This is a genomic window from Geodermatophilus sp. SYSU D01106 (assembly GCF_054049995.1).
In genome coordinates this window covers 1-13,995 of the sequence record NZ_JBJGYM010000021.1, presented here as the reverse complement: position 1 = coordinate 13,995, position 13,995 = coordinate 1, and the positions used below count along the sequence as shown (strand labels likewise).

The window sequence follows — 13,995 nt, the reverse complement described above, 5'->3', positions numbered from 1 at the left end:
GGGCGCGGCTGCGCCGGGGCATCAGGCGCGGCTGCGCCGGGAGAAGGGCAGGTCCTTCTCCGGGTCCGGGTCCTTGGGCAGGCCGAGGAGTCGCTCGGCGATGATCGTGCGCTGGATCTCCGAGGTGCCGCCGGCGATCGAGGTCTGCTTCATGGCCAGGAACTCGTGCGCGGCCGCCGGCAGCGGGGCGCCCTGCGGCCAGCCCAGCGCCGTCACCGGCTCGACCTCGGCGGCCAGCGAGCCGGCGGTCTCCTCGAGGCCGGAGCTGACCAGCTTGCGGATCGACCCCTCGGCGCCGGCCATCGCGCGGCCGGAGGCGACCGAGGCGCGCACGGTGGTCATCTGCAGCACCCGCTCCTCGACCAGCATCGCCAGCAGCCGGTCGCGCAGCACCGGGTCGGCCCAGGTGCCGGCGGCCGCGGCGCGGCGGGCGAGGTCGTCGGCGACGCCGGGCCCGACGGCGGGCCGGCCGCTGAGGCCGTTGCGCTCCTGCATGAGCGTGGTGATCGCGACCGCCCAGCCGCCGTCGACCTCGCCGAGCAGCGCGTCGGCGGGCAGCACGACGTCGGTGAGGAAGACCTCGTTGAACTCCGCGTCGCCGGTCATCTGCCGGAGCGGCCGGACCTCGAGGCCGGGCGTGCGCATGTCGACGAGGAAGTAGGAGATGCCGCGGTGCTTCGGCTTCTCCGGCGACGTGCGGGCCATCAGCAGCCCCCGGTCGGCGATGTGGGCGAAGGAGTTCCAGACCTTCTGCCCGTCGACCCGCCAGGTGCCGTCCTCCTGCCGCACGGCCCGGGTGGACAGCGCCGCGAGGTCCGAGCCCGCGCCCGGCTCGCTGAACAGCTGGCACCAGCGCTCCTCGCCGCGGGCGATCGGGCGCAGGAACCGCTCCTTCTGCTCCGGCGTGCCGTGGGCGAGCACCGTCGGGCCGGTGAGGGTGAGGCCGATGAAGTCGTCCATCGGACGGTTCGCCCGGTAGCGCATGAGCACGTCGGCGACGGCGGCCGCCTGCTCGGCGGAGAGGTCCAGCCCGCCGTACTCGCGCGGCCAGGTGGGCGTGGCCAGGCCCGCGTCACCGAGCGTGGCGAACCAGCGGCGCATGCCGTCGGCGTCGGCGAGGTGCGCGGCCACGACGGTGCGGTCGTCGTCGAGGACGGCCTTGAGCCAGGACGGCGGCAGGTTCTCGTGCAGCCAGCGCTCGGTGGCCGCGGCCACCTCGTCCTCGGTCGCGGTGGGGGACAGCTCGATCACGACGGCACCTCCGTGTGCCCGGGGGCGACGAGGTCGGGCAGGACCAGCGGGACCAGGGCGGCGCGGTGCTCCGACGGCGGCCCGGTGAGCGTCGCCGCGGCCCGGGCGCGCCGGAGGAACAGGTGCGCGTCGTGCTCCCAGGTGAAGCCGACGCCGCCGTGCAGCTGGATGGTGTCCTTCGCCGCCTGCAGGAACGCCTCGCCGCAGTACGACGCCGCCACCGCCGCGCCGAACGCCTCGTCGGCCGAGCCGGGATCCTGGAACGCCGCCCAGGCCGCGGCCGAGCGGGACATCTCCAGCCGCACCGCCATGTCGGCGAGCCGGTGCTTGACCGCCTGGAACGCCCCGATCGGCCGGCCGAAGGCGCGCCGGGTGCGGGCGTACTCGGCGGTGCGGGCCACAAGGGTGTCCATGGCCCCGACCTGCTCGGCGGCGACCAGGACGGCGGCCGCGCGGTGCACCCGCTCGACCACCCCGGCGCCGCCGCCGGTCAGCCCGAGCGGCCGGGCGGGGACGGCGGCCAGGTGCAGCCGGGCCATCGGCCGGGTGAGGTCGAGGACGTCGAGCCGCTCGACCGTCACGCCCTCGGCGTCCCGGGGGACGGCGTAGAGCGTCGGGCCGCCCTCCGCGCGGGCGAGCACGAGCAGCAGGTCGGCGTCGGCGCCGTCGAGGACGAGCTCCTCGGTGCCGCTGAGCACCGCGCCGTCCCCGCTGCGGGTGGCGACCGTGGTCGGCGACGACGGCCGCCAGCGGCCGGTGCTGCCCAGGACGGCGAGCGTGGCGGTGCGCTCGCCCTCGACCAGGCCGGGCAGGTGCTCCTCGAGCGCGGCGTCGTCGCCCGCGGCCAGCAGCGCCTCGATCGCCAGGACGGTGGGCAGCAGCGGGCCGCCGAGCAGCACCCGGCCGGCCTCCTCGAACACCACCGCCTGCTCGACCCGCGAGCCGCCCGCGCCGCCGTGCTCCTCGGGGACGCCCAGGGCGAGCAGGCCGACCTGCTGGGTCATCGCCGTCCAGGCGGCCTCGTCGCGGCGCCGGCCGGCCTCGGCCAGCTCGCGGGTGCGGGCCAGAGGCGCCCGGGTCTCCAGCAGCCGGCGGGTGCTGCTGCGGAGGTCGAGCTGCTCCGGCGTCCAGGTGAACTCCATCGTCCCTCCCGGGTGCCTCAGCGGCCGGTGAAGCGCGGGTCGCGCTTGTCGTGGAAGGCGGCGACGGCCTCGGCGAGGTCGTCGGTGGCGAAGTTGATCTGCTGGCTGCGCGCCTCGTCCTCCAGGGCCCGCTCCAGCCCGGTCTCGAAGGAGTCGGTGAGCATCCGCTTGGACTGCCGCATGGCCACCGGGGCGCCGCTCGCCAGCCGGGCGGCCAGCGCGGCCACGGTGGCGTCGAGCTCCCCGGCCGGGACCACCTCGCGCACCAGCCCGGCCTCGAGCGCCTCGGCGGCGCCGATGATGTCGCCGAGCAGCACGAGCTCCTTGGCCCGGCGCAGGCCGACCAGCCGGGGCAGCAGCCAGGAGCCGCCGAAGTCCACCGACATGCCGCGCCGCACGAAGATCTCGGAGAACCGGGCGCGGTCGCTGGCGACGACGAAGTCGCAGCCCAGGGCGAGGTTCATGCCCGCGCCCACGGCCACGCCGTCGACCCGGGCGATGGTCGGCACCGGCAGCCGGTGCAGCGCCAGGCACGCGTCGTTGACCTCGGCCATGCTCGCCATCGGCGCCGGCGGCCGGTCCTCGCGGGCGGAGAGGTCGGCGCCGGCGCAGAAGTCGGTGCCCGCGCCGGTGACCACGAGCACCCGCGCGTCGGAGCGGCCGACCTCGACGAGCGTCTCGCGCAGCATCCGCCACGCCTGCGGCGTCATCGCGTTCTTCCGCCGCGGGTTGGCCAGGGTGAGCGTGGCGACGTCGCCGTCGCGCGCGAGGGACACCGGCGGCGGCGAGCCCCCGTTGAGGGTGGCCGGGGCGGCCGGGGCGGTGGTCATCGGGCGGTCCTCCCGGGAGGGGTGGTGCGGGCGCCGGTCACAGGTCCAGCGCCAGCTGCTTGAGCTGCTCGACGGTGCGCAGCCGGTCGGCCCGGTCGGGCTGGACCAGGGAGGTGACGAGCGTGGTGACGCCGGCGTCGCGGAAGGCGGCCAGCCGCTCGGCGACCCAGCTCCGCGGGCCGACCAGCGAGGTGGCCGCGACCATCTCGTCGGGCACCGCGGCCGCGGCCTCGTCCTTGCGGCCGGACAGGTAGAGGTCCTGCACGGTGGCGGCGGCGTCGGGATAGCCGTAGCGGACGGTGAGCTCGTTGTAGAAGTTCTTGCCGCGGGCGCCCATGCCGCCGATGTAGAGGGCGAGGTCGGCGCGGGACTGCTCGCGCAGGCCCTCCAGCCCCTCCCCGATCGCGCAGGGGACGCCGACGCGCACGTCCAGCGGCCCGAGCGCCGGGTCCCGCCGGGCGAGGCCGGCGTCGACCGAGGCGCCCCAGGTCTCCCGCGCCTTCTCCGGCACGAAGAAGATCGGCTCCCAGCCCTCGGCGATCTCGGCGGTCATCTCGACGTTCTTCGGGCCGATCGAGGCCAGCGTGATCGGGATCCGCTCGCGCACCGGGGTGTTGATCAGCTTGAGCGGCTTGCCGAGACCGGTGCCCTGGTCGGGCGGCAGCGGGATCGTGTACTTCCGGCCCTCGTACACGACGCGCTCGCGGCGCCACACCATCCGGCAGACCTCGACGATCTCCCGCAACCGGGCCAGCGGGGCGTCGTAGCGGACGCCGTGGAAGCCCTCGACCACCTGCGGCCCGCTGGCGCCCAGGCCCAGGGTGAACCGGCCGTCGGAGACGAAGTCCAGACCCGCCGCCGTCATCGCCGTCAGCGTGGGTGTCCGGGTGAGCGCCTGGAGGATGCCGCTGGTCAGTTCCATCCGCTCGGTGACCGCGGCGAGGTACCCGAGCTGGCTGACCGCGTCGAAGCTGTAGGCCTCGGCGATCGAGACCACGTCGAGGCCGGCCTTCTCCAGGTCGCCGATCTCCTGGGCGGCCTCCCGGAAGCCGCCGCTGTACTGCACCCGCATGCCGATGCGCATCGCGCCCGTCCCCTCTCCCCCGCGACCGGTCAGCGGGCGCCGGCGGGCTGCGCCGCCGCGTCCGGGCCGGGAGCGGGGCTCTCCACCGGTTCGGCCGGGAGGTCCCACAGCCGCAGCTCGCGCTTCAGGATCTTCCCGCTGGCGTTGGTCGGCATCGCGTCGACGAGCACGAGGTCGCGGGGCACCTTGTACCGGGCCAGCCGGCCGCGGCAGTGCTCGGCGAGCTCCCCGGCCGTCACCGTGGCGCCGGTGCGCAGCGTGACGAAGGCGCGCACCGCCTCGCCCCAGTGCTCGTCGGGGACGCCGACGACGGCGGCCTGCGCGACGGCGGGGTGCTCGGCGAGGACGGTCTCGATCTCGAACGGGTAGATGTTCTCCCCGCCCCGGATGACCATGTCCTTGCTGCGCCCGTGCAGGTACAGGTAGCCCTCCTCGTCGAGGTAGCCCATGTCCCCGGCGCGGAACCAGCCGTCGCGGAAGGCCCGCGCGGTGTCCTCGGGTATGCCGAGGTAGCCGTCCATGACCATGTCGCTGCGGGTGGCCACCTCGCCGACGGCGCCGGGCGGCAGGTCGCGCATCTCCTCGTCGACGATCCGCATCGCCACGCCCAGCGAGGGCCGGCCGGCTGAGCGCAGCAGCCCCTCCCGCCCGGCCAGCGCCCGGCGGTGGTCCTCGGGGGTGAGCACCGACTGCAGGCCCGCCTCGGTGCCGGCGCCGAAGGCCTGCAGGAAGTCGCAGCGGAAGGTGTCGATCGCCCGGCGCAGCAGGGTCGGCGAGATCGGCGCCGCGCCGTAGGTGATGAGCTCCAGCCGGTCGTAGTCGTACGCGTCGACGCCGTCGAGCTGCAGGATGCTGCTGATCATCGTGGGCACGAGGAAGACGGCGTTGACGCGGTCCTCCGCCATGAACCGGTGCACGGTGGCGGCGTCGAACTGCGGCAGCAGCAGGCTGGTGAACCCGCGGGTGACGCCGGCCAGCAGGCCCGAGACGCCGGAGACGTGGAAGGTCGGCGCCGCGCAGTAGCGGACGTCGTCCTCGCGCATCCGGTACTCGTTCAGGCAGATCGTGACCATGTTCTTGTGCATGCGCTGCGACTGCACGACGCCCTTGGGCAGGCCGGTGGTGCCCGAGGTGAAGGCCAGGGCGAACGGGTCGCCGTCGCGGCAGACGACCGGCGGGACGACGTCGTCGCCGGTGGCGAGGAGGTCCTCGTAGTCGCCGTCCGGCCCGTCGAAGGTGACCGTCAGGCGCAGCGAGGGGTGGGCGGCGGCGACGCCGTCGAGCAGGCCGGCGTAGCGGGCGTCGGAGAACAGCGCGACCGGCTCCGACCGGCGGAGCAGCACGTCGACCTCGGGGCGGGTCAGCCGGTAGTTCAGCGGCACGAACACCGCGCCGGCCTTGGCGCAGGCGAGCACGACCTCCATGTACCGGTGCGAGTCCAGGGCGAACAGCGCCACGCGGTCGCCGCGGCCGACGCCCTGCCGGGCCAGGGCCGACACGAGCCGGTCGACCCGGCCGTCGGTCTCCGCGAAGGTCTGCGCGCTGCCGTCGGGGAAGAGGAAGGCGGGCTTGTCGGGGTGCCGCCGGGCGCTCAGCGGGAGCATCTCGCCGAGCGTGATGCCGAGCCCGTCGGGCCGCTGCGGGCCGTGCGTGTCCATCGGGGTCCTTCCTGCGTCGTTGCGGGAGGCGTCGTGCGGGAGGCGGGGTGCGGGGTGCGGGCGGGCCTCAGCCGGCGAGGGCGGCGGCCTGCGCGGGGGCGAGGCCCCACTCGTCCAGGACGGCGGGGTCGCCGGCCGAGGGCGGCCCGGAGACGACGGCCGGCGTGCGGTCGAAGCGCGGCGCGGGCGCCGGCTGGGTCACCCCGCCGAGGGTGAGGAAGGCGCCGCGCTCGCGGGCCTGCGGGTGCCCGGCCGCCTCGCCCGGGGCGAGCACCGGGGCCACGCAGGCGTCGGTGCCGTCGAACACCGCCGTCCACTCGTCGCGGGTGCAGGTGCGGAAGGCCTTGGCGAACGCGGCGTGCACCTCGTCCCAGCCGTCGCGGTCGAGCTGGGCGGGCAGGTCGCCGGCGGGGATGCCGAGCCGGTCGAGCAGCAGCGCGTAGAACTGCGGCTCGATCGCGCCGACGGCCACGTGCCCGCCGTCGCTCGTCTCGTAGGTGCGGTAGAACGGCGCCGCGCCGTCGAGCAGGTTGCTGCCGCGCTCGGGCGTCCAGGAGCCGGCGGCGAGCATGCCGTGCAGCGAGGCGGTGAGCAGCGCGGCGCCGTCGACCATGGCGGCGTCGACCACCTGGCCGCGGCCCGAGCGCCCGCGCTCGACCAGCGCGGCGAGCACGCCCGTGGCCAGGAGCAGCCCGCCGCCGCCGAAGTCGCCGACGAGGTTCAGCGGCGGCACCGGCGGGCCGCCGCGGGTGCCGATCGGGGACAGGGCGCCGGCCAGCGCGATGTAGTCGATGTCGTGCCCGGCGGCCGCGGCCAGCGGGCCGGTCTGGCCCCATCCGGTCATCCGGCCGTAGACCAGCCCGGGGTTGCGCTCCAAGCAGACGTCGGGCCCGAGGCCGAGGCGCTCCATCACGCCGGGCCGGAAGCCCTCGACCAGCACGTCGGCGCGGTCGACCAGCGCCAGGACGGCGTCGCGGGCGGCCGGGTCCTTGAGGTCGGCGCCGACCGCGTGCCGGCGCCCGCGCAGCAGTACGTCGGTGTCGCGGGCGGGGACCGCGCCCGGGCGGTCGACCCGCACGACCTCGGCGCCGAGGTCGGCGAGGACCATGCAGGCGAAGGGAGCCGGCGCCAGGCCGGTGAACTCCACGACGCGGGTGCCCGCCAGGGGTCCCGAGGCCATCTGCCCTCCCGGTCGTTGCGGCGACGTCTCCGTCGAATGACGCTGACGTCAAGTTCACGCAGTCAAACCGGACAGGCGGCATGCTGTCAACGTCCCGCGGCGCGTCGACCGGACGAGCACTCTCCGCGGTTGACGCCCTCCCGTCCGCGACGCTAGGAACACCTGATCCTGACGTCAATCCCGGCGGCGGCCCGGCCGCCGTGCGGGTCTCCGGAGGTGTTCCCGTGCGGCCCATGACGCGCGCCGGCCAGTTCCTCGCCCTGTCTGCCGCCCGGCACCCCGACCGGCCGTGCCTGGTCTTCGGCGACGGCTCGTCGCGCAGCTTCGCCGAGACCGACCGGCGGGTCGACCGCCTCGTCGACGCCCTCGCCCGGGCCGGCATCGGCCACGGCGACCGGGTGGCGATCGTCGCCGTCGACGGCGGCGGCTACGTCGAGGTGCTGCTGGCCTGCATGCGCGCCGGCGTCACCTACGTGCCGCTCAACAACCGGCTCGCCGACGACGAGCTGCTCACCCTGCTGCGCCGGGCGGCGCCGGCCGCGCTGTTCGCCAGCGAGCGCTACCTGCCCACCGTCACGGCGCTCGCGCCGCAGGTGGGGTCGGTGCGGCTGGTGTGCGCCTTCGACGGCCCGCCCGCCGACGGCTCCCTGCCCGACGGAGTGGTCGGCTACGAGGACCTGCTGGCCTCCGGCGAGCCGGTGCGCACCGACGTCCCGGTGGCCGACGACGACGTCCTCGGCCTCGCCTTCACCAGCGGCACGACCGGCCTGCCCAAGGGCGTGCTGCAGTCGCAGCGGATGGTCAAGGCGCTGTTCACGAACATGTCGATCGACTACGAGATCGCGCCCGACGAGTTCCGCTACACCGCCTCGCCGCTGTTCCACATCGCCGGGCAGGGGATGGTGCTCATGCACGTGTGGCGGGGCTTCCCCACCCTCGTGCTGCCGCAGTTCGACCCGGCCACCGTGCTGCGCTGGATGCAGGGCGGGCAGCTCACCGGCGCCTTCCTGGTGCCCACGATGATCAGCACGCTGCTCGAGCACCCCGACGTGCGCGCCGGGGACTACTCCTCGCTGCGCTCGATCATCTACGGCGGCGCCCCGATGTCGCCCGCGCTGCTGGAGCGGGCGATGGCCACCTTCGGCTGCGACTTCATCAACGCCTTCGGCGCGGCGACCGAGGGCGGCCTGCAGTCGGTGCTCGGCTCGGCCGACCACCGCCGTGCCGCGGCCGGCGCCACGCACCTGCTCGGGTCGATCGGCAAGCCCGCCTACGGCGTGGAGCTCCGGATCTGCGACGAGACCGGCCGCGAGGTGCCGCGCGGGGAGGTCGGCGAGATCGTCACCCGCTCCGACGCGGTGATGAACGGCTACCTGGAGATGCCCGACCAGACCGCCGAGGCCATCCGCGACGGCTGGTTCTGGGGCGGCGACCTGGCCCGCATGGACGACGAGGGGTACCTCTACCTGGCCGGCCGGTCGAAGGACATGATCATCCGCGGCGGGGAGAACATCTACCCGGTGGAGATCGAGTCGGTGCTCGCCGACCACCCGTCGGTCGCGCAGGTCGCCGTCGTCGGCCGGCCCGACGACCACTGGGGCGAGGTCGTCGTCGCCGTCGTGACCGGCGACCCGGGCGGGCCGGCGCCGGACCCGGAGACGCTGCGCGAGCACTGCCGGGGCCGGCTGGCCGCCTACAAGGTGCCCGCCGAGGTGGTCGTCGTGCCGGAGATGCCGCTCAACGCCAGCGGCAAGATCCTCAAGCGCCGGCTGCGCGAGCAGCTCCGCGAGGCCGCCGCCGTCCCGGTGCCGTAGCGGCATAGGAAGCTATCCGCACGTCTCGAGCGCAGAGACGTGCGGATAGCTTCCCGTGCCGCGTCCCGGGTCAGCGTGGGGCCATGCGGATGGCGCCGTCGAGGCGGATCGTCTCGCCGTTGAGCATCGGGTTCTCCACGATCGCCTGCACCAGCGCCGCGTACTCCGCGGGACGGCCCAGCCGGCTCGGGTGCGGCACCTGGGCGCCGAGGGAGTCGCGCGCCTCCTGCGGCAGCTGGCCGAGCAGCGGCGTCTCGAACAGGCCCGGGGCGATGGTGACGACGCGGACCTGCAGCGAGGCCAGGTCGCGCGCGATCGGCAGGGTCATGCCCACGATGCCGCCCTTCGACGCCGAGTAGGCCGCCTGCCCGATCTGCCCGTCGAAGGCGGCCACCGAGGCGGTGTTGACGACGACGCCGCGCTCACCCTCGACCGGCTCGGTGCGCGCGATCGCCTGCGCGCCCAGCCGCAGCACGTTGAACGTGCCGATCAGGTTCACCTCCACCACCCGGCGGAAGGCGTCGAGCGGGAACGGCCCGTCCCGGCCGACCGTGCGGACGGCGTTGCCGATGCCGGCGCAGTTGACCACCGCGCGCAGCGGGCCGCGCTCCTCGGCGGCGGCCACCGCCTCGGCCACCTGCTCCTCGCTGGTGACGTCGCCGGCCACGAAGGTGACCCGCCCGCCGAGCCGCTCGGCGACGGCCTTGCCCTGCGACGACGGCAGGTCGACGATCACCGCCTCCGCACCCGCACCCACCAGGCGCTCGACCGTCGCCAGGCCCAGCCCGGAGGCGCCCCCGGTCACCAGCACCGTCATGCCCGAGACGTCCACGTCCCACTCCCTCTGCTCGTCCGACCGACGGGCCGTGAATAGTCGACGTTGACGTCAAGTGTCAACGCTGTCATGGTCGGGGGGACCGGCACCGGCGCCGGACAGGAGGCCGCATGACCACGCTCGACCAGCCCGCCCGCGCCGCGGCGGACGGGGCCCTGCCCGGCTCCTCGCTGCCGCCGCGGCTGAACGCGGTCCTCGACGAGCTCGACGCCTTCGTGGCCGCCGAGATCGAGCCGCTCGAGCAGCAGGACGACAACGTCCGCTTCTTCGACCACCGCCGCGAGTTCGCCCGCACCGACCTCGAGGCCGGCGGCGTCCCCCGCGCGGAGTGGGAGGAGCTGCTCGGCGAGGTCCGGCGGCGCGCCGACGCCGCGGGCTGGCTGCGCTACGCGCTCCCGGCCGAGCTGGGCGGGCGCGACGGCGGCAACGTGGACATGGCGGTCATCCGCGAGCACCTGGCCTCCCGCGGCCTGGGCCTGCACAACGACCTGCAGAACGAGCACAGCGTCGTCGGCAACCTGGTCATGCCGCACCTGCTGCACCTGTTCGGCAGCGCCGAGCAGCGCGCGGAGTTCGTCGAGCCGCTGATCACCGGCGAGCGGCGGATGTCCTTCGCGCTCACCGAGCCCGAGCACGGCAGCGACGCCACGTGGATGGAGACCCGCGCGGTCCGCCACGGCGACGACTGGATCATCACCGGCCGCAAGCGCTGGATCACCGGCGTGCACACCGGCACGCACCTGCTCGTCTTCGCCCGCACGTCCGGGACGCCCGGGCAGGCCCGCGGGATCACCGCGCTCGTCGTGCCCACCGACGCGCCCCGCCTGTCGGTGCCGCAGTTCTGGTGGACGCTCAACATGCCCACCGACCACGGCGAGGTCGTCCTCGACGGCGTCCGGGTGCCGGGCGCGGCGGTGCTGGGCGCCGAGGGCGAGGGCCTGGCGGTCGCGCAGACGTTCGTGCACGAGAACCGCATCCGGCAGGCCGCCTCCGGGGTGGGCGCGGCGCAGTTCTGCATCGACCGGTCGGTGGAGTACGCCCGCCGGCGAGTCACCTTCGGCAAGCCGCTGGCCGAGCGGCAGGCGATCCAGTGGCCGCTGGTGGAGCTGCACACCGAGGCCGAGCTGGTGCGCACGCTCATCCGGGCCACGGCGGCCGACCTCGACGAGCTCACCGCCCGCGGCGAGCCGGCGGTGACCATCGGCCACCGGGTGTCGATGTGCAACTACCGCGGCAACCGGCTGGTCTGCGACGCCGCCGACCGCGCCATGCAGGTGCACGGCGGCATGGGCTACTCGCGGCACCTGCCCTTCGAGCACATCTACCGGCACCACCGCCGCTACCGGATCACCGAGGGGTCCGAGGAGATCCAGATGCGCCGGGTCGCCGGGCAGCTGTTCGGCTTCCTGCGGTGACCGGCACGCTGGCCTCCCCCACGTCCACCGACGGGCTCGCCGGCGCGCTCGCCGCGCGGCTCACGCACCGGCTCGGCCGCCCGGTCGCCGTCGACGGGCTGACCCGGCTCACCGGCGGCGCCAACCGCGAGACCTGGGCGTTCACCGCCGACGACGGCGGCACGCGGCGCGAGCTGGTGCTGCGCGGCGGCTACTCGACCGGCGGGCGCCCGGTGGCGGTGGAGGCCGCCGCGATCGCCGCCGCCGCGCGGGCCGGCGTGCCGGTGCCCGACCTGGTCGACGTCGGCACCGGCGAGGACGCCCCCGGGCTGCCCGCCGAGTACCTGCTCATGGGCCGGGTCGACGGCGAGACGATCCCCCGGCGGCTGCTGCGCGAGGAGGCCTACGCGCCGGCGCGGGCGCGGCTGGCCCGCGAGCTCGGCGCCGTCCTCGCCCGGCTGCACGCCGCGCCGCTCGACGGCCTGGGTCGGGTGCCCGCCGTCGGCGACCCGCTGGAGCGGCTGACGTCGTCGTTCCTCGTCGAGGGCACCCCGCCCCCGCCCGGGCTGGCGCTGGGCCTGCGCTGGCTGCGGGAGAACCGCCCGCCGTCGCACGGGCCGGTGCTCGTGCACGGCGACTTCCGGATGGGCAACCTCATGGTCGGCCCCGACGGGCTGCGCGCGGTGCTCGACTGGGAGCTGGTGCACCGCGGCGACCCGCTGGAGGACCTCGGCTGGTGCTGCGCCAAGGTGTGGCGCTTCGGCTCGGCGCTGCCCGCCGCCGGCACCGGCACCCGCCGCGACCTGCTCGACGGGTACGCCGCGGTGGCCGGCTGGCGCCCGACGGCGGCCGAGCTGCACTGGTGGGAGCTGCACGCGACCGTGCAGTGGGGCCTGATGTGCCGGGCGATGACCGAGCGCCACCTGTCGGGCGCCGAGCCGTCGGTGGAGCTCGCCGCGATCGGCCGGCGGGCCGCCGAGCAGGAGTTCGACGTGCTGCTCGCGCTCGGCCTCGACCGGCCCGACGCCACCGCGCCCGAGGAGCCCGGCGGCGACGACGACCTGCTGTTCGGCCGGCCCACCGCGGCGGAGCTCGCGGCGGCGGTCGCCGGCTTCCTGGGCGGCGAGGTGCGCGGGGCGACGTCCGGGCGGACCTCGTTCCACGCGCAGGTGGCGGCCAACGTCGTCGCCACCGTCCGGCGCGAGCTGCTGCTGGGTGACGGCGCCCGCGCGCGGCGACGGGCCCGGCTGGCGGGGCTCGGCGTGCGCGACGACGACGCGCTGTCCGAGGCGATCGCCAACGGCTCGCTCGACGACCGCTGGGACGAGGTGGTGGCCGCCGTGCGCGAGGGCGTGCGCGACCGCCTGCGGGTGGCCAACCCGCGGCACCTGGCCGTGCCCGACGCGGCCGGCGAGGGATGACACCAGGAGTGCCCGGCCGGCCGGCCGGGGTGCACGAGGACGGGCCGGCGGCCGACGCCGGCACGACGACGAGAGGGACCAGACATGCGTGACGCGGTGATCGTGGAGGCGGTGCGCACGCCGGTGGGCAAGCGCAACGGCGGGCTGTCCGGGGTGCACCCGGTGGACCTGTCGGCGCACGTGCTGAACGCCCTGGCGGAGCGGGCGGGCCTGGACCCGGCCGGCGTGGACGACGTCATCTGGGGCTGCGTGTCCCAGGTGGGCGAGCAGACGATGGACATCGCCCGCACCTCGGTGCTGGCAGCGGGCTGGCCGGAGACGGTGACCGGCGTGACCGTGGACCGGCAGTGCGGCTCCTCGCAGCAGTCGGTGCACTTCGCGGCGGCCGGGCTCGTCGCCGGGCAGTACGACGTCGTCGTCGCCGGGGGCGTGGAGTCGATGTCGCGGGTCCCGATGGGCGCCTCGTCGGCCGGCGCGGACCCGATGGGGCCGCGGTTCATGGAGCGCTACGGCGTCGCCCCGAACCAGGGGATCGGCGCGGAGATGATCGCCGAGCGCTGGGGCTTCTCCCGGCAGCAGCTCGACGAGTTCTCCGTGGCCTCGCACGAGAAGGCCGCGGCCGCGCAGGACGAGGGCCGCTTCGACGCCCAGATCGCGCCGGTGACCACGCCGGACGGCACCGTCGTCAGCCGCGACGAGGGCATCCGCCGGGGCTCGACCGTGGAGACCCTCGGCGGGCTGAAGACCCCGTTCAAGGCCGACGGCGTGATCAGCGCGGGCAACGCCTCACAGATCTCCGACGGCGCCGCGGCGCTGCTCATGACGACGTCGGAGAAGGCCCGCGAGCTGGGGCTGACCCCGATCGCGCGGGTGCACACCGCCGTGCTGGCCGGCGCCGACCCGGTGATCATGCTGACCGCGCCGATCCCCGCGACGCAGAAGGTGCTGCAGCGCTCCGGGCTGTCGGTCGACGAGATCGGCGCGTTCGAGGTGAACGAGGCGTTCGCGCCCGTGCCGCTGGCGTGGCTGGCCGACATCGGCGCCGACGAGAAGTCGCTCAACCCGAACGGCGGGGCGATCGCGCTGGGGCACCCGCTCGGCGGTTCCGGCGCGCGGATCATGACGACGCTCGTGCACCACATGCGCGACAACGGGATCCGCTACGGCCTGCAGACGATGTGCGAGGGCGGCGGCCAGGCCAACGCCACCATCCTCGAGCTGCTCTGACCCGCCGGGTCCGGCTCCCGCGCGCGGAGCGCGGACCCGGCCCCGCGCGGGGGGCGGACCCGGCCCCGGGGGGGGGGGGGGGGGGGGGGGGGGGGGGGGGGGGGGGGGGCGGGGGGGGGGGGGGGGGGGCGCGCCCGCCGGGGCCGCGCCGGCCGCGCA

General features: G+C 75.7%; 11 protein-coding genes. 4 read left to right on the top strand and 7 right to left on the bottom strand.

Annotated features, from left to right (window positions below; translation table 11 throughout):
- Positions 1 to 21 precede the first annotated feature (21 nt).
- The 6 genes from ACI78R_RS18750 to ACI78R_RS18725 form a co-directional block, all read right to left on the bottom strand.
- A complete protein-coding gene (locus ACI78R_RS18750; RefSeq protein ID WP_457041853.1) occupies positions 22 to 1,251 on the bottom strand; it encodes an acyl-CoA dehydrogenase family protein in 1,230 nt (409 codons plus the stop codon).
- Positions 1,248 to 2,393: an acyl-CoA dehydrogenase family protein gene (locus tag ACI78R_RS18745; protein WP_457041852.1), complete on the bottom strand. Its 1,146-nt coding sequence runs from the start codon at positions 2,391 to 2,393 to the stop codon at positions 1,248 to 1,250. The genes ACI78R_RS18750 and ACI78R_RS18745 overlap by 4 nt, the downstream gene beginning before the upstream one ends.
- A gap of 17 nt (positions 2,394 to 2,410) precedes the next feature.
- A complete protein-coding gene (locus tag ACI78R_RS18740) occupies positions 2,411 to 3,223 on the bottom strand; it encodes an enoyl-CoA hydratase/isomerase family protein (RefSeq protein WP_457041851.1) in 813 nt (270 codons plus the stop codon).
- A gap of 37 nt (positions 3,224 to 3,260) precedes the next feature.
- Positions 3,261 to 4,307, bottom strand: coding sequence for an LLM class F420-dependent oxidoreductase (locus ACI78R_RS18735; protein ID WP_457041850.1), 1,047 nt, complete (start codon positions 4,305 to 4,307; stop codon positions 3,261 to 3,263).
- A 29-nt stretch (positions 4,308 to 4,336) separates the two neighbouring features.
- Positions 4,337 to 5,965: a class I adenylate-forming enzyme family protein gene (locus ACI78R_RS18730; protein WP_457041849.1), complete on the bottom strand. Its 1,629-nt coding sequence runs from the start codon at positions 5,963 to 5,965 to the stop codon at positions 4,337 to 4,339.
- Positions 5,966 to 6,032: 67 nt separating this feature from the next.
- The gene (locus ACI78R_RS18725) at positions 6,033 to 7,145 is read right to left on the bottom strand and encodes a CaiB/BaiF CoA transferase family protein (protein ID WP_457041848.1); all 1,113 of its coding nucleotides are present in this window, start codon (positions 7,143 to 7,145) and stop codon (positions 6,033 to 6,035) included.
- A gap of 233 nt (positions 7,146 to 7,378) precedes the next feature.
- Between ACI78R_RS18725 and ACI78R_RS18720 the strand changes: the two genes are divergently transcribed.
- A complete protein-coding gene (locus ACI78R_RS18720) occupies positions 7,379 to 8,959 on the top strand; it encodes a class I adenylate-forming enzyme family protein (protein ID WP_457041847.1) in 1,581 nt (526 codons plus the stop codon).
- A gap of 70 nt (positions 8,960 to 9,029) precedes the next feature.
- Here ACI78R_RS18720 and ACI78R_RS18715 read toward each other — a convergent pair whose 3' ends face one another.
- Entirely contained in the window at positions 9,030 to 9,791 is a 762-nt protein-coding gene (locus ACI78R_RS18715) for a 3-hydroxyacyl-CoA dehydrogenase (protein ID WP_175562892.1), read from the bottom strand.
- Positions 9,792 to 9,904: 113 nt separating this feature from the next.
- On the opposite strand from ACI78R_RS18715, the gene ACI78R_RS18710 reads away from it, so the two are divergent.
- The 3 genes from ACI78R_RS18710 to ACI78R_RS18700 all read left to right on the top strand — a co-directional run bounded on the left by ACI78R_RS18710 (position 9,905) and on the right by ACI78R_RS18700 (position 13,836).
- Complete coding sequence (locus tag ACI78R_RS18710; RefSeq protein WP_457041846.1) at positions 9,905 to 11,209, top strand: acyl-CoA dehydrogenase family protein; 1,305 nt, start codon at positions 9,905 to 9,907, stop codon at positions 11,207 to 11,209.
- On the top strand, positions 11,206 to 12,609 hold the full coding sequence (locus ACI78R_RS18705; protein WP_457041845.1) for a phosphotransferase family protein: 1,404 nt from the start codon (positions 11,206 to 11,208) through the stop codon (positions 12,607 to 12,609). The genes ACI78R_RS18710 and ACI78R_RS18705 overlap by 4 nt, the downstream gene beginning before the upstream one ends.
- Positions 12,610 to 12,693: 84 nt before the next feature.
- A complete protein-coding gene (locus ACI78R_RS18700; protein WP_457041844.1) occupies positions 12,694 to 13,836 on the top strand; it encodes a thiolase family protein in 1,143 nt (380 codons plus the stop codon).
- Positions 13,837 to 13,995 lie beyond the last annotated feature (159 nt).